Origin of the sequence: Microbulbifer sp. THAF38, assembly GCF_009363535.1 — a bacterium.
Classification (GTDB): Bacteria; Pseudomonadota; Gammaproteobacteria; order Pseudomonadales; family Cellvibrionaceae; genus Microbulbifer.
Map to the genome: position 1 here is coordinate 855030 of NZ_CP045369.1, position 21601 is coordinate 876630.

Genomic DNA, 21601 nt, shown 5'->3' on the forward strand with positions numbered 1-21601 from the left:
AGCGACAAAGGGGCCAGTATACCGCCATCCATAGGAATAGCTTTCAGAGGGCTGAAGGAGACTTTAGCCGGTTAATCGGCGCTCGCGAAGCTCCCGCTCGTGAAGCGTGACGGTTCGCGCCTGCTCCAGGGTCATTCCGGCCTTGGCGTGAGGTGTGGGCTTGCCGTTGGCATCCAGTGCCACAAAGACAATCTGTTCCACTTGCACAATGAGTTGTTGGGTCTGCTTGCTGCGCACCTCACAGTGCACGGTCAGGGAGGTCTGGCCGATGCCAACTACCTCAAAGCCGAATTCCACGACATCGCCACAGCAGGCCGAACTGACAAAGTCGATTTCTGACATGAGTTTGGTGACCAGCATGGGCGTGCCCATCTGGCAACCGGCAAAAATGGCGGCTTCTTCATCAATCCAGGCGAGCAGCTGACCGCCAAATAGGCGCTGGGCAGGATTCAGGTCGCCGGGTTTGACACAGTGACGGGAGTAATATTTCACGCTGACCTTCCTAACTTACTTTGGGTTTAACGCTTGATGGTAAGTATTTGCGCAGTGACCATTCGGGCTGGATGGCTCCAGTGCTCAAACAGATAACTTCCGCATATAAAGTGTTTTGCACACAGCGTGCCAAGCCAGAGAAAGTCTAGTTGAAGCTTTTGAGTGAAACAGGCGCCTTAATAGGGGATTTGGGACACAGTTCTGGCGCAAAAAAGATTTTAGTGCGCAAAAATAGTGCGTTAAGTCACTTTAAGGGCGTTTGGCCACTTTGGCCGCTGCTAGGGAGGTTCTGGACAGCGGGACCGCCTGGGGGGAAAGGTAACTATGGGACTCCCAAGCCACAACCATTAGAATGCCGAAACGGTGTGACTCTGGCGTCGCTGTGCTTGTTTTACACCACCGTTTTCCCCGATGCGCACCTCGCGTATCTGTGATCAAAAAACCACGATTCCCCAAGTGCATAGGGAGAGACTGTTAGGATGATTATCCAGCCGAAAGTTCGCGGATTCATTTGTACCAATGCCCACCCGCAGGGCTGTGCCGCCAATGTGCGTGAACAGATTGACTTCATCAAGTCCCAGCCAGCGATCGATAATGGCCCAAAGCGGGTTCTGGTCGTGGGGGCTTCCACCGGTTACGGGCTGGCTTCGCGGGTTACCGCCGCCTTTGGCTGTGGCGCTAAGACCCTGGGGGTGTTTTTCGAAAAGCCGCCCACGGAAAAGCGCACCGCTTCCGCCGGTTACTACAATTCCGCGGCTTTTGAGGCAGAAGCGCACAAAGCGGGACTCTATGCCAAGAGTATCAACGGCGATGCCTTTTCCGACGCCGTAAAAGCCCAGGCTGTCGAAATGATCAAAGAGGACCTGGGACAGGTGGACCTGGTGGTTTACAGCCTCGCTTCACCCCGCCGCACAGACCCCAAGACCGGTGAACTTTACAGCTCCGTACTCAAGCCCATCGGTGAATCCTATACGGCTAAAAACCTGAATACCGACAAGCTGGAAATTTCTGATATCACTGTCGAGCCCGCCAATGAGGAAGAGATTGCCAATACCGTGAAGGTGATGGGTGGTGAGGACTGGGAGCTGTGGATGCAGGCCCTGGGTGAAGCAGGCGTTCTGGCCGACAATTGCAAGACGGTGGCTTACACCTATATCGGTGAAAAGCTCACCTGGCCGATTTATGGTCACGCCACCATCGGCAAGGCCAAGGAAGATCTGGACCGTGCCGCCAAGGCGATTACCGACAAGGGCCAGGCCAACGCCAATGTTGCGGTGCTCAAGGCCCTGGTTACCCAATCCAGTTCCGCGATTCCGGTGATGCCGCTGTATATTTCCCTGGTCTACAAGGTGATGAAGGAAGAGGGGACGCATGAAGGCTGTATCGAGCAGCTCTACCGTCTCTACACCGAGGGGCTCTATACCGATTCCCCGCGTCTCGATGGAGACAATCGCCTGCGTATGGATGACAAGGAGCTGCGCCCGGAGACGCAGTCCAAGATTGAACACCTATGGCCGCAGGTAACGGCAGAAAACTTGTTTGAGCTGACAGACTACAAAGGTTATCAGGCCGACTTCCTCAAGCTATTTGGCTTTGGCGTCGAGGGTGTCGACTATGAAGCCGATACCAGTTCAATGGTAGAGGCGGAATTCCGCTGATACCTGCTGGGCTCAGGGAGAGCCCCTGTCTGCGGGGAGTGGCGCCGCTGCTCTCCGTTTTCTACACATCTGTAACTCCGTTTTTTATTGTTTCGTCTCTAATGCCCTTGTGGCTTTTCCTTCTATTTCTTTTCCTTAAGTTACCCGTGAACTCCCCTGTTTTCCTTTAGCGGCAAGGGGGCATAATCCCCATTTAGTTTTTGCGGGGGAAAACTCCATGGAATACCGCCAGCTCGGCACCAGTAACCTCAAAGTCAGTCAGATCTGCCTTGGCACCATGACCTTTGGCGAACAAAACAGCGCCGATGATGCCTCTGAGCAGCTGGATTATGCCCTGGAGCAAGGGGTGAACTTTATCGACTGTGCGGAAATGTACCCGGTGCCCCCCCGGCCTGAAACTCAAGGGCGAACGGAGGAATATATCGGCAGCTGGTTGTCGGCCCGTGGTGGACGCGACAAGGTAATCATCGCCACCAAGGTGGCTGGGCGCGGCGAAGCCAACTCTGGGGTCGGGCATCTGCGTTCAGGTCCGAGGCTGAACCGTGAGCAGATCCTGAAGGCCTGTGATCACTCCCTCAAGCGGTTGGCCACCGATTATATCGACCTCTACCAAGTGCACTGGCCCGAGCGCTTGACCAACTTTTTCGGTCGCCTTGGCTACCAGCATGGAGGGGATGATGGCATCGCTATCGCCGAGACCCTCGATGCCCTGGAGGAGCTGGTTAAGGTGGGAAAGGTACGCCATATTGGTATTTCCAATGAAACCCCTTGGGGTATGCACGAATACCTCAGGGAGTCGGTAGTTTTAGGCAAGCCGCGCATTGTCTCAATCCAAAATCCCTATAACCTGCTAAACCGCACTTTCGAGGTCGGCTGTGCCGAAATGTCTCTGCGCGAGCGATGTGGGTTACTGGCTTATTCGCCCCTGGCCTTTGGGGTGCTTTCCGGGAAGTATCTTGGGGGCAAAAAGCCTGCCGGTGCACGCCTGACACTGTACGACCGTTTCCAGCGTTATGCGGGAGAACGCACGACGGCAGCAACCGAGGCTTATGTGGAGTTGGCGCGCCAGTTTGATCTGGACCCGGCGCAGATGGCTCTGGCCTTCGTCAATCAACAGCCGTTTGTGACCTCCAATATAATCGGCGCCACAACCATGGAGCAGCTGCGCAACAATATTGCCAGTGTCAATGTGAAACTTAATGAGGAATTGCTGGCCGCCATTGAGGCTATTCACAGCGAAAATCCAAACCCGGCTCCTTAGTATCAATAGGCCCTAAATATGGGGTTGGGGATATCTATAATTGGGGAGAAAATTGCGTAACCGGTAAGGGAAAAACGATAGGGGAGCTTTTATGGAGATGACCGGGCACCACACCCTCAACGATTTGTTCGCACAACTGGGGTTAGCCTCAGAGGATGCAGAAATACACGAGTTTCTGATTTCACACTACCTGCAGCGGCACGAGAAATTATCTGCGGCGCCTTTTTGGACCGAGGGGCAGCGCCAGTTTCTAGAGAATGCTATAGAAGAGGATTCTGACTGGTGCGTCGCAGTTGATGAGCTGGATTCCCTGCTGCGTCATTAATGCGCCCTGGCAATGGCCAGTTGCCCGCCCCTGCGCCGTATCCCATAGGTTATACTACGCCGAATTCAACCGATTAAGCCGGGGCTAAGGCCCCGGTTGCGTAGCGATCTCCGATGGAAAAACCCCGTTTTCGAGCGGCCCTGCTGCACCCCCGATACTGGCTGACCTGGTTATTATTTGGGCTCTGGTTCCTGGTGGCTCAATTGCCCTATCGCTGGCAGTTGGCAATGGGCCGCGGTTTTGGTCGTGCAATGCTCGGGCTGGCCAATAGCCGCCGTACCATTGCCGAGCGCAACCTGGCCCTCTGTTTCCCCGAGCTCAGTGATTCTGAGCGGGCGACATTGCTTCTCCGCAACTTTGAATCCAGTGGCATGGCTCTGATGGAAACCGGTATGGCCTGGTTTCGCTCCGCGCGCTGGTTGCGAAGTCACTGTAGTTTTGAGGGTCTTGATCAGTTACGGGATATCCAGTCCCAGGGGCAGGGCGTATTACTGATGGCCATGCACTTTACCACCCTGGAGATGGGGGCGGCGCTGATGGGAATGAGCATTACCCTGGATGGCATGTATCGCCCTCACAAAAATCCCGTCTACGACTATATGCAGCGCAAGGGGCGAGAGCGTCACACCCGCGGTGGAAGCGTCTATCAGCGCAAGGATGTACGTGGAGTATTGCGCGCCCTGCAACGCGGGCGAGCGGTCTGGTATGCTCCAGACCAGGATTATGGGATCAAGCAGGGAGTTTTTGCGCCCCTGTTCGGTGTTCCTGCGGCGACTGTGACAGGTACCTCGCGATTTGCCCGTGTGGGGCGCGCCAGGGTTGTGCCCTACATAGTTACACGGCTGGATGACAACTCCGGTTATCGCCTCAAAGTGTACGATCCCATTGATGAAATTCCTTCCGGGGATGAACTACAGGACGCTATTCTGGTCAACCGCTTCATCGAAGCGCGCATTCGCGAGGCTCCAGAGCAGTATATGTGGGTTCACCGACGCTTTAAGACCCGCCCAGAGGGCGCATCCAACGTCTATGAAGGGGTGCGCAAGAAGAAAAAGAAGCGCAGGAAAGTGGCGAGCTAGTCGCACTGGCATAGATTCTGCGCCCTAAGTAACATACTGGTTCGACTCTGGCGGTGCTATTCCAGGCCGAGCGCGATAATTAAGGAGTGAGGATGTTTACCGGCAGTATGGTGGCCTTGGCCACCCCAATGTATGCAGACGGAAGCCTGGATTGGGACAGTTTGCGCAACCTGGTTGAGTGGCATATTGAACAGGGCACACGCGCGCTGGTCGCTGTGGGGACCACTGGGGAGTCCGCAACCCTCGACGTTAACGAACATATCGAGGTTATCCGCCGGGTGGTGGATCAGGTCGCCGGGCGCATTCCGGTAATTGCGGGAACTGGCGCCAACTCCACCGCAGAGGCGATCGATTTAACTGAGAGCGCCGCCCGCTGTGGTGCCGATGCCTGTCTGCTGGTAACGCCCTACTACAACAAGCCGACCCAGGAAGGTTTGTATCAGCATTACCGCGCGATCGCCAAGGCTGTGCCGATTCCGCAGATTCTCTACAACGTGCCCGGTCGCACCGCAGTAGATATGTTACCGGAGACAGTTCAGCGCCTGTCCTCAATGGGTAATATTATCGGGATCAAGGAAGCCACTGGTGACCTGGAGCGCGCTAAAGTTTTATTGGATACCCTGCCGGAGGGGTTTGCTGTCTACTCTGGTGACGACAATACTGCCATGGAGCTTATGCTGCTGGGAGGCCAGGGCAATATCAGTGTTACTGCAAATGTGGCCCCTGCGGCGGTAGCCCAGATATGTGAGGCCGCGCTGGCTGGAGATGCTGTGACTGCGCGGGCAATTGACCAGCGTATCCAAATATTGCACAAAGTTTTGTTTTTGGAGTCCAACCCGATACCGGTGAAATGGGCTCTGCGGGAGATGGGGCGAATAGATGGCGGTATCCGCCTGCCGCTGACCAGCCTGTCGCCCGAGCATCATGCTACAGTGCGCGAGGCTCTGCGCAGTGCCGGCGTACTATAAACCTGCGAATCGTGAATTAACCAGGAAAGCTTTAATGAACAAATTGACCGTTGGAGTCGCGCTCTGTATTTCCAGTCTCAGCCTGGCGGGTTGTGGTGTGTTCGGCAACGATGGCTATTTCCGCGATCGCAGTAACGATTACCAACAGGCGGACAGTCTGGCGCCATTGCAGATCCCTGAGGGTATCAACGCCAAGCACCAGGAAGAACTCTACGAAATTCCACAGATCGCCAGTAACGGTTTGGAAGAAGGGGACTTTGAAGTACCGCGTCCCCAGGCTCTGTCAGTCAATGCAGGCTTGGAGCGGGTAAAGATTCAGAAGCTGGGCAGCAATCGCTGGGTGCTGGTCACCCAACCCCCGGAAGAGGTTTGGCCCCAGTTGCACTATTTCCTGCGCACTTCCGGGTTGACCGTGGAAATGTCTGATGCCAGCGCCGGTATTATGGAAACCGCTTGGATGACTTTCAATGAAAGCCCAGATACCAAGGACAAATACCGCCTGCAAATCGAGACCGGTGTTCAGCCGGACACCACTGAGATCCACGTGCGTCATTTATCCGTAGCGGTGGATGCTCCAGTCGGTGGTACGGTCAACTGGCCGCAACTCTCTAGCAGCCCGGAGCGCGAGGGTTGGATGATCGACGAGATGTCCACCGCCCTGGCCACAGAAGAATCCGGTGCCTCCGCCTCCCTGGTGGCCCAGGCCATCGGTGGCAGCTCTGTGAAAGTACAGTTGCGTGAGCCAGCTGGCCACGAACCCTATATTTCCATGGGGCTTGAGATGGATCGCGCCTGGGCCACTGTTGCCCACGCCGTAAATGCCGGTGCTTACCGTCTGCATAGAGAGGATTCCGATATCGGTCTCTTCTATGTCACCTACGATGAAGAGCGCGAGTTGGCAGAGAGTGAAGAGGACGATGGCGGCTGGTTCTCCTGGGGCAAGAAGTCCAAACAGGAAGATGAATTGGCCGAAAGTGCCGACCAGGTAACTCTGCAGCAGATCCTAGCCGGTATTGATACCTCCAAGAGTAGTGAGCCTGCGCTATTCAAGGAAATCAAAGGACTCGGTGTTGGTTCAACTCCCGAGGATGGCTATCCCGGCTACCTGATCGTGATCCGGGGTGGCGACGATGATGAGATTGAGGTGCGCGTCCGCGATACCCGCGGCCAGCCGCTCTCACGCAATAAGGCCTCCCAGCTGCTGCTCTCTATTCAGCAGAATCTGATTTAATAATGGGCCTGCGCTTCGCCTCACTGGGAAGCGGCAGTAAAGGAAACGGTACATTGGTCGCCAGTGGCGACCAATGTCTGTTGGTGGACTGCGGCTTTACCATCAAAGAAACCGAGCGACGCATGTCGCGGCTCGGTATGTCTCCCGCTGATCTCGCGGCAATACTGGTAACCCACGAGCACAGCGATCACCTTTCCGGTGTCGCACCGCTTGCGCGCAGGTATGGCCTGCCGGTGTATCTGACCCCCGGAACTCTTCGCGCCCGTGATATCGGCAAGTTGCCGCAAGTGCATCTGATCGAAGGGCATCAGCCATTTGTGCTCGCAGATATTCAGATAACACCGGTAGCTGTGCCTCACGATGCCAGAGAGGCCGCACAGTATGTATTTCGCAGTCGCGGCAGCAGTCTGGGCCTATTGACGGATCTCGGCACCGTAACTCCCCATGTTGAATCCCATTTTGCCGGTTGCGATGCACTGGTCCTGGAAGCCAACCACGATCCGCAGATGCTGGCCCAGGGGCCATATCCCCCCTCTCTGAAGCGACGTGTGGGCGGTGCCTACGGACACCTGAGTAACCAGCAGGCTGCAGGATTTCTTCAGCGTGTGGGCTATGAACAGCTACAACATCTGGTGGTTGCCCACATTAGTGAAAAAAATAATACCCTAGAGCTCGCTCGCTCGGCATTGGCAGAGATGGTGGAGAGTGTCGAGAACTGCATTTTTGCCTGTCAACAGGATGGCTTTGACTGGCTTACCGTTGAAGCTCGAGGCTAATGGGCCCTAGCGTATTAACTTAATTACCTCTCGATAATAGCGATAATTTTTTGCTCAACAGCGCCACCATAAGCGCTGATGACTTTGTAAGGACAGGGGCAGTATGGAAACCTTACTCGTATATTTAGTGGTGGGGGCTGCGGCTGGCACGATCGCCGGCCTGTTTGGAGTCGGTGGTGGTTTAATCATCGTACCGGCCCTGGTATTGGTTTTTACCGCAATGGGGATCTCCCCGGATATCCTCACTCACATGGCGGTGGGAACATCTCTTGCAACGATCATTATCACCTCTATCAGCTCCGTGCGCGCGCACAATAAGAAGGGCGCGGTGGATTGGCGCTTATTTTGGGTGATGACTCCTGGAATCCTTCTCGGCTCCTGGCTTGGAGGGGTGACAGCGGAGTGGCTACCCGGTGCCTGGCTGCAACTGTTAATTGGCGTCTTCGCAATCATTATGGCCATTCGCATGTGGCTGAGTGGCTTACGGCACAACGGGGTGGAAGAGGGGGAAGGCAATCTACCTGCTGCACCCATAATGACTATATCTGGTGCGGGGATTGGTTGGGTTTCGGCAATCTTCGGTATAGGTGGTGGCTCCCTCACAGTGCCATTTCTTTCCCGTTGCAAAGTGCGAATGCAGCGGGCAGTGGCCACATCTGCAGCTTGCGGCTTACCCATTGCTATAGCGGGGGCTCTGAGTTTTGCGGTGCAGGGTTGGAATAATACTCTGCTGCCGCAATGGAGCAGTGGCTTTATCTACTGGCCTGCCTTTTTAGGTATTGTGGTGACCAGCACGATTTTCGCCCGACTCGGTGCCAACCTTGCCCACCGCCTCCCGGCAAAGTGGTTGAAGCATGGATTTGCGGTGTTGCTTTGTGTCATTGGTGGACGTTTTATTTGGCTGAATAGTGGCTTATTGGCCCTGTAAAGTTTGGCCTGTATGTTTTGTCCGCTTTCCGGCTTGGCCTCATAGGGATAGCTAAACTGAAGCAACATGGAAATGTTGTTTGTTTACCTATTACTCGGTGCTATAGCGGGTACGGCAGCGGGTCTCCTGGGGATTGGCGGGGGGCTGATCATCGTCCCGGCGCTGGTGCTGATTTTTTCCGCGATAGGTATATCTCCCGAAGTACTGACCCATATGGCTGTGGGCACCTCTCTGGCAACCATTATCATCACTTCAATAAGTTCGGTTTGGGCTCATAACAAAAAGGGCGCCGTGGATTGGCATCTATTTTGGGTGATGACTCCAGGAATACTTTTGGGGTCTTGGCTGGGGGGCGTGACTGCGGATCTGTTGCCGGGTGCCTGGTTACAGCTGTTGATCGGTGTCTTCGCCATAGTTATGGCTGCACGAATGGGCTTGAGCAGCTTGCGCCCCACCTCTCAACAGGAGACTGATGATCACTTACCTGGTTCGTTGCCCTTGATCAGTTCAGCGGGATTCATCGGATGGCTCGCAGCCATTTTTGGTATTGGCGGAGGGGCACTGGTAGTTCCTTATCTATCGCACTTCGGTGTCAAAATGCAGCGTGCGGTGGGTACCTCCGCGGCTTTTGGTCTGCCTATTGCTCTTTCAGGTTCGCTGAGTTTTGTTGTGCAGGGGTGGGGCAATAAGTTATTGCCGCATTGGAGTAGTGGCTATATCTACTGGCCGGCCTTCCTTGGGATTGTTCTTACCAGTGTACTCTTTGCCAAGTTTGGAGCGAACCTGGCTCACAGAATTTCCGCTAAACGACTGAAGCTGTGCTTTGCCATATTGCTCTGCATTATCGGGATTCGTTTTATTTGGCAAAACTTCAATCTGTTAGTGGGGCTGAGCTAGAGCTACTTCCGAACTTATTAGTGCTCGATGGGTGACGAAGAGGGCTTCTTCATTGATTGGTGTTTGAGGGGGGGGATATCAGAAATAAAAAAGCCACTGTAAAAGCAGTGGCTTTTTGTTGTGATGATGGTTTCCCTTAGCGGATACCGCACATACCTTTTTTCAGCAGCGGTGAGATAACAATCATCAGTACACCGACACCAAGGCCCCACCACATCAGGTACTCATACAGGTTGGTATAAGTTGTCAGGGTAGAAGCGAGATCGGTGCCACCTTCCTGAGGGACAGCGGCCATCTTACCGATACGGGTAGCTACAGTTTCAGACAGTGCTGTCGCCAGGAACCAGGTACCCATGCTCACACTCACCACCTTGCCGATGGACAGCTTGGTAACCGCGGAGAGGCCAACAGGAGAAAGGCAAAGCTCACCAGAGGTGTGCAGTAGGTAGGCGAGTACCAGCCAGATCATCGCTACTTTTCCAGCCTCTGTGGGGTAAGCGGCACCCAGTACCAGAGCGCCGAAGCCCAGGCCAGCTTGGATAATACCCAGCCCGAATTTTACCGGCGTGCTCGGTTCCCAGCCGCGCTTGCCCAACCAAACCCACAGGGAGGCGAAAGGAATGGCCAGCAGCATGATAAAGCCTGCGTTGAGCGAGCCAAACATGGAAGCGCGCACTTCACCGTCACCAATAGAGCGGTCCAGTACACGGTCTGCATACAGGGTCATAGAACCTGCGGACTGCTCGAACAACGCCCAGAAAACGATGGTAGAGGTAATGAGGACCATGAGTACTACGGTGCGGGAGAATTCCTCACTATAGTGGCGAACAAAGCCGTAACCAATGAAGGCTACCAGCGCGAGCAACATGCCACCCAGCCATAGATCTTCCCCACTGAAGGCCCAGATCAGACCGAGGCCGGCAGTCAGAGCGGCCATACCGATAGCGATAAAATCTGTGCCCTTACTATCTTTGTACAGCATGGAGAATAGGATCAGGCCGACGATGGCGACGATCAGGAGGCTGTTCTGAGCGAGGTGAACCATCGGCTCACTTTGTACTAGGAACCATACTAAGCCTAGGGAGAGAATGCCGCCCAGATAGACTGCCCACTCCTTGTTGATGGGGCCGAAGGCTTTTTCTTTAAGCACTTCAGGACGGCTGGGTTCTGCCAGGCCATCCAGATATTTCTGTCCCCAAAGAAAGGTGATCAGGCCGAAGACCATACCGATACCGGCGAGGCCAAAACCGTAACCCCAGCCGTAGGTTTCACCCAGCCAACCGCACAGCAAAGTGGCGAGGAAGGAGCCCACATTGATGCCCATATAGAAGATGGTAAAACCTGCGTCGCGACGGGAATCATTTTTAGGGTAGAGCTGACCGACAATGGTGGAAATATTGGGCTTTAGGAAGCCAACCCCCACAGTAATCAGTGCCAGGGCCATAAAGAAGACTTTGAGGGCTACCACATCCTGAATAATGACGTTTTCAGTGAGGGTAGTGCCTGCCGCAATCACGCTGCCATCATTCAAAGTAATGGCTTCGGAAAGAACTGTGCCTGCTGCATAGGAGATAGCCTGATGGCCTTCCACAGCCATTAACAAGTGGCCGAGACATAGCAGGACACCACCAAATAGTACCGCCTTGCGCATACCCAGGTAGCGGTCGGCCAGTAGGCCACCGATCAGAGGCAGGGCGTATACCAGGCCGGCATAGGCGCCGAGTACGTCGTAACCCGCACTATCGGTAAAAAGGTGATACTTGGTGAGGTAGAGCAGGAGCAAGTACTTCATCCCATAGAAGGAGAATCGCTCCCACAGCTCTGTAGCAAAACAGATATAGAGCCCTTTCGGGTGGCCGAGCAATTCGCCCGAGCTCGGAGAGGCCGCCGTGGTGACGTCCGCGACATTAGAAGACATAGAAGTTCCTCTGTCTGTAATAGTTATTGGGGAACCTCCGCCAGCCGCTCACTCGAAAAGGACGAGATCGAACAGACTGCTCCAAGAGCTTCCAGTACAACGGGCAGAGTTTACCAGCTGTCTAAATTCCAGGCGAACCGTTGTGGAACAATTTAGAGAAATGGTAATCAGGTGCTTCCATTGGGGGCTGATAAGTGGTAAATCCTGTATAAACAAGAATTTCAAGGGGAAAATAACAATGAAAGCCCCATTGTTGCTAAGTCTGTTCCTGTTGTTGAGTGCTTGCGCCAGCTTGCCACCCGATGAACATCGGCCAATTAGCCTTGAAGACGCCCTGAGCGGTGAGGTTTTACTCGGCAGATCCGTTACTCTGGAGGAATTGCCCCAAGAAGACCTCCTGGGATTAGATTCCGATTTGCGGGCCTACCTGCAGGAATTGGCTCCCAAGGCCAGTCCGCAAAGCCGCTTAGCGGCATTGATTCGGGCCTTTGAGCAACGAGACTTTACCGTCGAGTACGATGAGAGTAGCACCCTAACGGCTATGGAAACCTATCGCCAGGCGCGCGGCAACTGCCTGGCTTTCACTCTGATGATGGTAGCGATGGCCAGGGAATTGGGGGCTGAGGCTTCCTTTAATCAGGTGGAAGTACCTCCCGTTTGGAGTCACGATGAGCCCGAGACCTTTATCGTTTACCGCCATGTGAATATGGTATCGGAAAGCTCTCGCGGTCGCCGCGTAGTCGATTTCAATCTTGCAGCCTATGACCCCGCCTACGATCAGCATATCCTGGATGACACAACGGCCTTTGCTCTCTACTACAGTAATCGCGGGGTTGAGTTAATGCGTGAAGGAGAGAGAGAGCAGGCCTTTTTATATTTGCGCAAGGCTCTGGAGCTACGTCCGCAGAGAAGCGATTTATGGGCCAATTTGGGGGCTATGTACAGCCACTTCGGTTTTTTAACCGAGGCGCAGCAGAGTTACCAGCAAGCCCTGCATTTAAAAAGCAGCAACCTCGTTGCAATCAGTAATCTGGAGCGGCTTTACCGACACAACGGCCTGCAAGCACTTGCCGATGAATACGCCAAGCGTGCCCGCTACCACCGGGAACGCAATCCCTATTTTCTCTTCTACCAAGCGCGAGATGCCTATGAGCAGGGAGACTTCAAGCGGGCCGAACGCCGCTTGCGCAAGGCTGTAATGCGCCACGAAGGCGATCATCGCTTCCACTTCTTACTCGGGTTGACCAGATATCAGCTTGGGGAAATGTCGGCATCAAGGGAGAGCTTTGAAGAGGCCTTCTCGCTGGTGAGGAACTCTTCTACTGCTAATGCTTATGAGAGGAAGTTGAAGCTGTTATTTGAGGGAGGGTAACCGTTGCCAGCCTAATCGGTGACCAACAACCTTGCTATACGGAAAGTATGCTTAGTCGCGATAGTCAATATAAGACTTTTATCATGGTAAGCATTTTTTTTTTGTTTTGGGTGATTTTTTATTGAGGGAATGGAGAGCTGGCTCGTTCTGTCTAGTGTTGGGAGCTGAAGTAGCCATGGGGGTGGTTGCTTCATGAGTAAACTCAAACCTATCTAGTAGGCAGATAGCCCTACCTTAGAGAGAGACAAAACAATGAAAAGGAATATCCTTTCGTCTGCAATCAAGACAGCACTTGGAGTATCTGTAGTCCTTGGGGCAACCGGCCAAGCTTTTGCCCAGCAAGCCGCGGATGCAAACGACGCAACCCTAGTTGAAGAAGTGGTGGTAACGGGTTCGCGCATTACCCGATCCAATCTGGAAGCTTCTACGCCGATTACAACCGTAAACTCTGAGAATATCGAATTCTCTGGCATGGTAAACAGCGCCGATGTGTTGCGTAGCCTGCCTGCGGCTGGTGTATCAGGTATTACTGGCAACAGTTCAAATTTTGCAACTGCTAACGGCGGTGTTAACACTGTTAACCTGCGTAACCTCGGCGAAGATCGTACTCTTGTTCTGGTCAATGGTCGTCGCTATGTTTCTGGTGTGGCCGGTACCTCTGCTGTCGACTGGAATACCATTCCCACTGAGTTGATTGAGCGCGTAGAGGTTATCACTGGTGGTGCTTCAGCAATCTATGGTTCCGATGCCTTAGCGGGTGTGATCAACGTTATCCTCAAAGATGATTTTGAGGGCGTTAGCATCACTTCCTCTCATGGCGAAACCGTAGAGTTTGGTGATGATAAAACAGACCGCTTCAATCTTACTGCGGGCAGTAATTTTGCGGACGGCAAAGGTAACGCCGTAGTCTCTCTGACTTACACCGATCAAAAAGGTATCTTGGCTCGAGACCGTAAGAATACTAAGGTGGATGATCTCGCGCTTTGTTATTTCACCGGCGAAACTGCCGATTGTGATAAAGAACAAGAGCCCTACTACTCTTCCTACTCTGAAAATGGGCGTTTCTTCCTGCCCTCAAATGATAAGGTGAACTGGACTGTAGACAACGGCGAAGTGGTCGATTGGGATGGTGATAAGTACGGATTCAACCGTCAGCAGTTCCGCCGCTACTCAGTACCTACTGAGCGCTATCTGATCAGCTCTAATCTGTCCTATGATCTTAGTGACTCTCTGGAGTTGTTTGTTGAGACCTCCTTTGCGCGCACTGAAACCCAGACCGAAATAGAACCGTATCCGTTTGATGCTCAGGACGCTCTAAATATCGACGGCATACATATTGACAATCCTTATATGCCTGCAGAGCTGCGTAATCTTGCGGTTGCAGCAGAGGATGAGTATGTTTCCTTCGTTCGACGTACTACCGAGTTGGATCAGCGTGGATCCTATGCTGAGCGTCAGACTTTCCGTGGCTTAATCGGCCTGCGTGGTGAGATTAATGACTGGAACTGGGATGCCTACTTTGGTCAGGGCCAGATGCAAGATAGCCAGCGCAGCACTGGGCAGATTAACGTTTCCAACTTCCGCAATGCCTTAAATGCGGAGCTGGATGTAGAGAACAACCTGATCGTTTGTGCGGACGAATCTGCAAGAAAAGAAGGTTGTGTGCCGATCAATGTGTTTGGTTATGGCTCTATCTCTCCAGAGGCTGCTGAATATGTAAGCGCTGTATCTATGCGCGACCAGAGCACCAAGCAAACCATCGGTGGTATTAATATTAGTGGTGAGTTGCTGGAGCTCCCTTCTGGTCCTTTGAGCCTGGCTGCAGGTCTTGAGTATAGAGATGAGTATGCAGCAGATTTGCCTGATGCCCTCACTCGTTCAGGGCAGAATGGTGGTAATAGGGCGCCGGCTACAGAAGGCGGCTTTGATGCAACTGAGCTGTACGTGGAAATGGAAGCCCCGATCCTCTCGGGTCTGCCTGGGATCCAAGAGTTGAGTGTAGGCGCGGCGTATCGCTTTTCTGATTACGATACTGTAGGTAGCACCGATGCTTATACCGCTCGTGTTTCCTGGATTATTAATGACGACCTGCGTGTTCGTGGTCAATATGCCCGAGCGATGCGGGCACCTAATGTAAATGAGCTGTTTGGTGCTGGTGGTGAAACTTTCCGCACCATTAAAGACCCCTGTGATGGCGTAACAGCTGATGCTACGGGTACTGTTGCTGAAAACTGCCTTGCCGTTCCCGAGATTGCTGCTCGCGTTGCCGAAGTAGGTGTTTTCGAGCTAAGCCAGCCTGAGATTCAGGGAACCGGTGGTTTCGTTGGTGTTGGCTCTGAAGACCTTGAAGCTGAGACTTCAGACAGTTATACCCTTGGTGTGGTTTTTGATCGTGATCTGGGAATCGGTAGCCTGAGTGTTTCCGTTGACTGGTTTGATATTGAGATCGAAAATCTGATTGACACTGTTGCAAGACAGTCTTCCTTGGATTTCTGCTACCAATCAACTACAGGTCCTAACGAGTTCTGCGGAAATATCGATCGTGACTCTGAAGGTGCGGCTAATCAGTTGGGTGAGCTTGTTGGTGTAAACTCAAAGTTCCTCAACGAAGGTACCCTTGAAACCGAAGGTGTTGATGTTCAGGTTCAATGGGGTATGGAACTCGGGGCAGGCCAATTAGACTTGTCTCTGAATTATGCTCATGTTCTTGAGTTTACTGAGACTAAGTTTGGTGTTGAGGAAGAGCTTGTAGGTGAAGTTGGCTACTCTGAGAATAAATGGATTGCAACTGCCAATTACTCCCTGGATCGCTTAATGGTTCAGTGGGAGACTAACTTCATCGGCGATGCTGTACCTAGTAATAGCGATGAGTTCTTCAAGTTTGATGTTGGTAGCTTCGTAACTCATGATCTCTACGCTTCCTATCAGTTTACAGATAGCATCAGTGCAAACCTGGGTATTAACAATATCCTGGATGAAGAGGCTCCTGTAATTCTGTCTGGTGTTCCAAGCAATATTACTGGCCACGATACTGCGTCTGATGTTTATAACGATATTGGTCGTAGTGCATTCGTGGGTGTACGCATGGATTTCTAATAATCCTTGATAGACTCACCTAATAAAAGCGGGCCGCAAGGCCCGCTTTTTAGTTTGTTTAATTTTATTTTCCCTCCTTCTTTAAACCTCTTGGTTTCAAGCCGCCTCTTTACCCTCTAAAGATTGAAGGCATTCATAATTATCGGTTGTTTAATGGGGCTTCTAGCTCCCCCTTCCAATTGCTTGTTATTAATTGACTGCTCTCTTTATATTTATTAGTGTCTTTTTTGCCATATGTGTCTTTTTTTATTTTGAGGTATAGCCGATATTATTGAGGTTTTTTAGGGTTAAAACGTTTTAGAGTTTGTTGGGAATAAAGTGACTACTTGGGGGTAGTAACTTTCTACATAGTCAATAAAGACAACAGACAATAAATCCAACGATCTCTAGAGAGGATTGACAATGAAAAAGAGCCTTCTATCAGTGGCTGTGAAAGGAGCTATAGGTTTCACTGCAGCTGCGATCATGGTTCCTGCCATGCCTGCTTTTGCTCAGCAAGATGCGGAAATGGTTGAAGAGGTTACAGTGACCGGGTCGCGGATTGAGCGTGCCAATGATGTAAGTGTCAGCCCTGTTACTACGGTGAGCGCCGAAGATCTCAAAGCAACTGGCATCGTTCGTGTTGAGGACCTAATTAACGATTTGCCACAAGTTGCCGCCACACAAACGGCAGGGCAGGCGAATGGGGCGACGGGTACTGCAACCGTGTCTCTGCGTGGCCTTGGCGCTGAACGTACTCTGGTTTTGATCGATGGCCGCAGAATGCCGGCAGGCTCTCCTCTTGAGGATGGCTCAGGTGCAGACCTTAACCAAATTCCAGGGGCTTTGGTTGAGCGCGTTGAAGTTCTGACCGGTGGCTCGTCTGCGACCTATGGATCAGATGCAATCGCAGGTGTTGTCAACTTCATCATGAAAGATGATTTTGAAGGTGTTCGCTTCGAAACACAGACTAGTGTTTATCAGCATAACAATGACAATAGCGGAATGCAGCGTCTGGTGGAGTCAAATGGCTTCGATGTAGCAGATGGCAATGTTACCGATGGTGAAACTAACGATTTTTCATTGATCATGGGTGCAAACCTGGACAATGGGCGCGGTAACGTTACGGCGTATGCGAACTATCGTAAGATTGACGCCGTTCTTCAATCCGATCGCGATTATAGTGGTTGTAGCCTCAAGGGCAATGCCGATAACTTCGAGTGTGGCGGTTCCTCCACTGTACCCTGGGGGCGTTTTACTGACTTTGGATCAAATAAGGGCGATACAACTGAAGGCTTTGATTACAGTCTCGATGGTAATGGCGGACTTACGGAATTTAGCCAGCTATATAACTATGGCCCATTAAATTATTTCCAGCGGCCGGATGAACGTTGGACAATGGGTGCTTTCGGCCATTATGAAATTAATGATCATGCAGAAGCTTATGCACAGCTGATGTATACCGATGATCGGACCGTTGCGCAAATTGCCCCTTCCGGTGCTTTCTTTGTTACGAGCGACCTTTACTGCGGTAACCCGCTACTCTCAGATGAGCAATTTGAAGCCTTCTGCGGTGTTTATGGCCTTACAGAAGATAATTACGTACGCGATTTAACTGTTGTAAATACAGATGATAAGACTGGCGTACAGACTAAAACGCCAGGTGCTCTCTACATTGGTCGTCGAAATGTAGAAGGTGGCCCTCGCCAGGACGATATGCGCCACACTTCCTTCCGTGGGGTATTCGGTTTACGTGGCGATATTAATGATAACTGGAACTACGACGTATATTACCAATTCTCAGAGGTAAGCTTGGAGCAGACTTATTACAATGATATGTCTGTAACTAATATTCGCCGAGCGCTGGATGTTCGCACTGATGATCGAGTTAACGAGGATGGCGAACCAGTTGCTGAAACCTACGGCCAACCAGTATGTCAGTCCGTTATTGATGGGTCAGATCCCAACTGTGTGCCCTGGAACGTTTTTGCTGAGGATGGCGTAACCCAAGAGGCCATCGACTACTTGGTACTTCCTCTTTACGCGCGTGGCACAACTGACCAGGAGATTCTTTCAGGCTATGTAACCGGCGATTTGACCGATTATGGTTGGAAACTGCCAACAGCGGAGAATGGTATTGCGGTTGTTATGGGGCTTGAAAGCCGTCGCGAAACCCTAAACTATTCACCGGATATGGGCTATCAGAATGGTGAAGGTGCTGGTCAAGGTGGCCCGACCTTACCTGTAGATGGTTCACTGAGCGTCAAAGAAATTTTTGGTGAAATGAATGTTCCTCTCGTTAGTGGCATGCCGGGTGCCGAATACTTAGGCTTGGAATTGGCCTATCGCTATTCTGATTATTCAACTGACGAGCAAACTAATACCTACAAAGTTGCTGCTGATTGGCAGCCAATTGATGACCTCAAACTCCGTGCTAGTTTCCAGTCAGCTGTTCGTCATGCCAACATCCAAGAATTATTTCGCGCACAGTCTATTCAGTTATTCGATATGGACTACGATCCATGTGGTTCACGCACAAAGTCAGATGGTACCGTAGTTGGCCCAACTGCTACCCTAGAGCAGTGTATGAATAGCGGTATTACTGCTGCAACTTTTGGTAATGCGATCGACTCTCCCGCTGGCCAGTACAATTATATTGGTGGTGGTAATTCTGAGCTATCTCCAGAAGAGTCTGAGACCTTCTCACTTGGTTTTGTGTACTCTCCGACTTTTGTTGAAGGTCTAACTCTTAGCATTGACTACTTCAACATTACTGTTGATGAGGCTATTGATTACATTAAGCCAGAGACCATCCTTGATAAGTGTCTCGAGAGTGGTGACGAAATGTTCTGTGGAGCGATCAACCGTGGGGGCAATGGAAACCTGTGGATTGGTACTGCGTCGATTACCGCTGTTGATGTAAATATTGGCTACTTTGAAACTGAAGGTTTCGACATCAATGCTAATTATGGCTTCGATGTTGGTAGCTATGGCGCCGTGGACATGAACTTCATCGCAACCTACTTGACTAAGTGGGATCAGCAGGAGTTCGACGGTCAGCCTACCGAAGAGTGTGCGGGCTACTGGAATGGCTCATGTGGTACACCAACACCTGATTTCGTTAGCACGCTGAGAGCTACTTGGTCCACTCCTTGGAATGTAGATATCAATGGAAGCTGGCGTCATATTGGTGGTGTCACAGATTTAGGTGAGAATAATGCAGACTTTGATTCAATTAATTACTTCGACCTCTCTGCCGCCTGGGTAGCTTCTGATAACGTAACTATCCGTAGTGGTATCAATAATGTCTTTGATAAAGAGCCGCCACTAACTGCTGATGCTGGTTCCAGTATTTTTGGCAACGGAAATACATTCCCTGGAATCTATGACGCCCTGGGTCGTTATGCTTTCTTAGGCTTGACCGTAGACTTCTAAATATCTTTATTTAGATAACTGATGTCAAAAAGGCGCGACTAAATGTCGCGCCTTTTTTATGGGTAAATAATTAGTTACTTTAAAAAACGCTTGAGGTTTAAAGGCGTTAAGTACTCTAAATAATTGTTGCTCCGATTCACAGAAGATAAATAAATTGGCTCTCTTACCTGCCAAATACTTGCCGTCTTTACATGGTTTCTTCGTTGGAAAAACTCTAAACAATTGGGGTCCCAACATAACCCCAGAAAATTAAGCGCGCTGCCAATTGCAGTCCTGGGATTGGTCACTAAGTCTTCATACTGTATTTGATACAAATCACCAGGAAATAAGCTCTCCCAATATTTCATCAATCGTATATGCTCCGAATAAAAATGGGCAATTTGCTCAAGATCGAAGGAGTAATTCAGGTTTTTATTGAGTTGCTGGAAGTATATGGATATGGCGTTGTCAAGTAGATTGCGTCTTGTCCAAATTATCTTGGATTTTGGGAATGCTGTTTTTATTAGTCCAATGTGAAGAAAGTTTTCCGGTCTTTTATCGATAATAAATTGCTCGCCGGAGACTATCCCTCCAATTTCTTCAAAGTAATCTTTAGAAATTTTAGTGAAATAGTTACTATCCTTTTTGAGTACCGACTGTGGGTAGCCTCCTCTCATTTCTTCGATTTTTCTTACAACAAAATCTCTCTCGCCAGTAGATAAAATACAACTATGGCCGCATAGCATTTGTTCTAGAAGAGTTGATCCGGAGCGAAGCATTCCGCAAATAAAGATTGGAGTAGATTTATTTTGGCTGTGACGTACTGTAAACCATTCCTTAGAGAATGTGTTTATTAAGTCGTCAGTTAATTTTTCTTGCTCTATAGGGTTGTAATAGATTGTTCTCTTTCTTCCTATATTGTTAGCTTGGCTAATACAAGAAAACGCTTTACTAAAGAGCTGGCAGTCGTCATATAGTTTCCCTAGAGCAAAGTATAATTCTTCATTCTCTGCGTCACTCAAATTCTGGCTGTTTAATAAAACAGATATGTTTTTAATGCGAGTATCTGATTGATTTTTCGCGGTATACATATGGGCCATTCTAGCAAGGGCTAGACTGTTTTTGCTGTCTATTGATAGTACTTCTTGATAAAGGGGAATAGCCTTTTTCTTTTCTCCGGACTCTTCATATATGCCTGCAAGATTTAATAGGGCTGGTGTATGCATTCCGTTCAGTTCTAGAGCTTTCTGGAAGCTCTCTATTGCTTTGTTTTCCTCTCTTAATTCGGAGTAGATAACACCAATATTTGTATAGACTTCTTCTTGAGCCGAGATATCTTTATTAAGGGATTTTTGATATGTTCTCAGTGACTTTTTAAGATCTCCTGACAACTTTAAATTATATGCTAAATTGAAATAGATATCGGGTGAGCACTCTGGTTCATTTTCGATATATTTTTCGAGCGACCTTATAGCTTTGTCAGTCTCGCCTAAAGACTCGGATAAATTATAAAGCTCAAGCCAATAAAGAGGTTCCTCTTTTGATTCTAATGCCAGTGATTCTAGGTGGTTAATTGCTTTGTGAGCTTTACCTGCCCTTAGGTTTATTTGGTAAAGTTCTTTTAAGATAAGAGATTTTTCATTCTTACTGATGGAAGGTGTTAGCAACAATTCCTGCAATTTTTTTTCGGCGATTGAGAACTGATGCTGACTTGCGAGCTTTCTAGTCTCCTGGACTTTTTGTAGAAAAAATTCTTTCATGAAAAAATATGAAATAATAAAAAGCGCCTTCAAAATAAGGCGCCTTGAGGAAATTAAACAAAGTTATCTATTCAATCCAAAAGTGGATTGTTACCCTCCTTCTGGATTGCCAAGCACTCCTTTTCGGTTCTGCTTGCTAAGCATTTTCGAAGACTCATGTGACATTTTTTTCCACTCTTCAGCTGACATACATGTCTTTTGCTTAAATCGTGACCCTGTGATTGCTCGAGATTTACAGATTAATTGATTGCTAGTGTCTTCAGTTAAATTGCGCTGTGAGGTCTGAGCTGACTCATTGCCGGTAGTGTTTACCTGCTGCTTATAGCTTGAATCATTTGCGCAGCCGGTTAGTAATCCAAGCCCCAAAGCAGAGATAAATAGCCCTTTGTATTTCATACGATATATCCACTTATCGAAGATCAATCCATCCATCACCTTCATAAAAGG

Annotated in this window: 16 protein-coding genes; 12 read left to right on the forward strand and 4 right to left on the reverse strand. The window is 50.5% G+C overall.

The annotated features are described in order from the left end of the window. Positions 1–63: 63 nt before the first annotated feature. Positions 64–492: an acyl-CoA thioesterase gene (locus tag FIU95_RS03805; protein WP_152451639.1), complete on the reverse strand. Its 429-nt coding sequence runs from the start codon at positions 490–492 to the stop codon at positions 64–66. Between the two features lie 479 nt (positions 493–971). Here FIU95_RS03805 and fabV point away from each other — a divergent pair, with 479 nt between their 5' ends. From fabV to FIU95_RS03850, 9 genes are all read left to right on the forward strand, one after another. Continuing rightward, the gene (gene fabV, locus FIU95_RS03810; protein ID WP_152451641.1) at positions 972–2150 is read left to right on the forward strand and encodes an enoyl-ACP reductase FabV; all 1179 of its coding nucleotides are present in this window, start codon (positions 972–974) and stop codon (positions 2148–2150) included. A gap of 217 nt (positions 2151–2367) precedes the next feature. Further along, positions 2368–3411, forward strand: coding sequence for an NADP(H)-dependent aldo-keto reductase (locus FIU95_RS03815; RefSeq protein ID WP_152451643.1), 1044 nt, complete (start codon positions 2368–2370; stop codon positions 3409–3411). Between the two features lie 91 nt (positions 3412–3502). Further along, the gene (locus FIU95_RS03820) at positions 3503–3736 is read left to right on the forward strand and encodes a DUF2789 family protein (RefSeq protein WP_152451645.1); all 234 of its coding nucleotides are present in this window, start codon (positions 3503–3505) and stop codon (positions 3734–3736) included. A gap of 113 nt (positions 3737–3849) precedes the next feature. Further along, a complete protein-coding gene (lpxL, locus tag FIU95_RS03825; protein ID WP_152451647.1) occupies positions 3850–4815 on the forward strand; it encodes an LpxL/LpxP family Kdo(2)-lipid IV(A) lauroyl/palmitoleoyl acyltransferase in 966 nt (321 codons plus the stop codon). Between the two features lie 92 nt (positions 4816–4907). Next, the gene (dapA, locus tag FIU95_RS03830) at positions 4908–5783 is read left to right on the forward strand and encodes a 4-hydroxy-tetrahydrodipicolinate synthase (RefSeq protein ID WP_152451649.1); all 876 of its coding nucleotides are present in this window, start codon (positions 4908–4910) and stop codon (positions 5781–5783) included. A 34-nt stretch (positions 5784–5817) separates the two neighbouring features. Further along, positions 5818–7014 (forward strand): outer membrane protein assembly factor BamC, encoded by a 1197-nt coding sequence (bamC, locus tag FIU95_RS03835; protein WP_152451651.1) that lies wholly within the window; start codon positions 5818–5820, stop codon positions 7012–7014. Positions 7015–7016: 2 nt separating this feature from the next. Further along, a complete protein-coding gene (locus tag FIU95_RS03840; protein ID WP_152451653.1) occupies positions 7017–7790 on the forward strand; it encodes an MBL fold metallo-hydrolase in 774 nt (257 codons plus the stop codon). Between the two features lie 103 nt (positions 7791–7893). After that, positions 7894–8718: a sulfite exporter TauE/SafE family protein gene (locus FIU95_RS03845; protein WP_152451655.1), complete on the forward strand. Its 825-nt coding sequence runs from the start codon at positions 7894–7896 to the stop codon at positions 8716–8718. A 66-nt stretch (positions 8719–8784) separates the two neighbouring features. Continuing rightward, on the forward strand, positions 8785–9615 hold the full coding sequence (locus FIU95_RS03850; protein WP_152451657.1) for a sulfite exporter TauE/SafE family protein: 831 nt from the start codon (positions 8785–8787) through the stop codon (positions 9613–9615). A 136-nt stretch (positions 9616–9751) separates the two neighbouring features. Here the strand turns inward: FIU95_RS03850 and FIU95_RS03855 are convergent, their stop codons facing one another. Further along, positions 9752–11533, reverse strand: coding sequence for a peptide MFS transporter (locus FIU95_RS03855; protein WP_152451659.1), 1782 nt, complete (start codon positions 11531–11533; stop codon positions 9752–9754). A 238-nt stretch (positions 11534–11771) separates the two neighbouring features. Between FIU95_RS03855 and FIU95_RS03860 the strand changes: the two genes are divergently transcribed. From FIU95_RS03860 to FIU95_RS03870, 3 genes are all read left to right on the forward strand, one after another. Next, the gene (locus tag FIU95_RS03860) at positions 11772–12905 is read left to right on the forward strand and encodes a tetratricopeptide repeat protein (RefSeq protein WP_152451660.1); all 1134 of its coding nucleotides are present in this window, start codon (positions 11772–11774) and stop codon (positions 12903–12905) included. Between the two features lie 252 nt (positions 12906–13157). Then, positions 13158–16001 (forward strand): TonB-dependent siderophore receptor, encoded by a 2844-nt coding sequence (locus FIU95_RS03865; RefSeq protein ID WP_152451661.1) that lies wholly within the window; start codon positions 13158–13160, stop codon positions 15999–16001. A gap of 525 nt (positions 16002–16526) precedes the next feature. Further along, positions 16527–19415, forward strand: a complete 2889-nt coding sequence (locus tag FIU95_RS03870) for a TonB-dependent siderophore receptor (protein WP_253868836.1) — start codon at positions 16527–16529, stop codon at positions 19413–19415. Positions 19416–19489: 74 nt separating this feature from the next. Here the strand turns inward: FIU95_RS03870 and FIU95_RS03875 are convergent, their stop codons facing one another. Together FIU95_RS03875 and FIU95_RS03880 are read right to left on the reverse strand one after the other, a co-directional pair. Then, positions 19490–21187 (reverse strand): tetratricopeptide repeat-containing sulfotransferase family protein, encoded by a 1698-nt coding sequence (locus tag FIU95_RS03875; protein WP_152451664.1) that lies wholly within the window; start codon positions 21185–21187, stop codon positions 19490–19492. Between the two features lie 57 nt (positions 21188–21244). After that, a complete protein-coding gene (locus FIU95_RS03880) occupies positions 21245–21550 on the reverse strand; it encodes a hypothetical protein (protein WP_152451668.1) in 306 nt (101 codons plus the stop codon). Between the last annotated feature and the right edge of the window lie 51 nt (positions 21551–21601).

Excerpts from the sequence above, each read along its gene's own strand:
- FIU95_RS03815 (WP_152451643.1), top strand. The coding sequence starts at position 2,368 with ATGGAATACCGCCAGCTCGGCACCAGTAACCTCAAAGTCAGTCAGATC.
- FIU95_RS03860 (WP_152451660.1), top strand. The coding sequence starts at position 11,772 with ATGAAAGCCCCATTGTTGCTAAGTCTGTTCCTGTTGTTGAGTGCTTGC.
- FIU95_RS03865 (WP_152451661.1), top strand. The coding sequence starts at position 13,158 with ATGAAAAGGAATATCCTTTCGTCTGCAATCAAGACAGCACTTGGAGTA.
- FIU95_RS03880 (WP_152451668.1), bottom strand. The coding sequence starts at position 21,550 with ATGAAATACAAAGGGCTATTTATCTCTGCTTTGGGGCTTGGATTACTA.
- FIU95_RS03820 (WP_152451645.1), top strand. The coding sequence starts at position 3,503 with ATGGAGATGACCGGGCACCACACCCTCAACGATTTGTTCGCACAACTG.
- fabV (WP_152451641.1), top strand. The coding sequence starts at position 972 with ATGATTATCCAGCCGAAAGTTCGCGGATTCATTTGTACCAATGCCCAC.
- bamC (WP_152451651.1), top strand. The coding sequence starts at position 5,818 with ATGAACAAATTGACCGTTGGAGTCGCGCTCTGTATTTCCAGTCTCAGC.
- lpxL (WP_152451647.1), top strand. The coding sequence starts at position 3,850 with ATGGAAAAACCCCGTTTTCGAGCGGCCCTGCTGCACCCCCGATACTGG.
- FIU95_RS03850 (WP_152451657.1), top strand. The coding sequence starts at position 8,785 with ATGGAAATGTTGTTTGTTTACCTATTACTCGGTGCTATAGCGGGTACG.
- FIU95_RS03855 (WP_152451659.1), bottom strand. The coding sequence starts at position 11,533 with ATGTCTTCTAATGTCGCGGACGTCACCACGGCGGCCTCTCCGAGCTCG.
- dapA (WP_152451649.1), top strand. The coding sequence starts at position 4,908 with ATGTTTACCGGCAGTATGGTGGCCTTGGCCACCCCAATGTATGCAGAC.
- FIU95_RS03845 (WP_152451655.1), top strand. The coding sequence starts at position 7,894 with ATGGAAACCTTACTCGTATATTTAGTGGTGGGGGCTGCGGCTGGCACG.
- FIU95_RS03840 (WP_152451653.1), top strand. The coding sequence starts at position 7,017 with ATGGGCCTGCGCTTCGCCTCACTGGGAAGCGGCAGTAAAGGAAACGGT.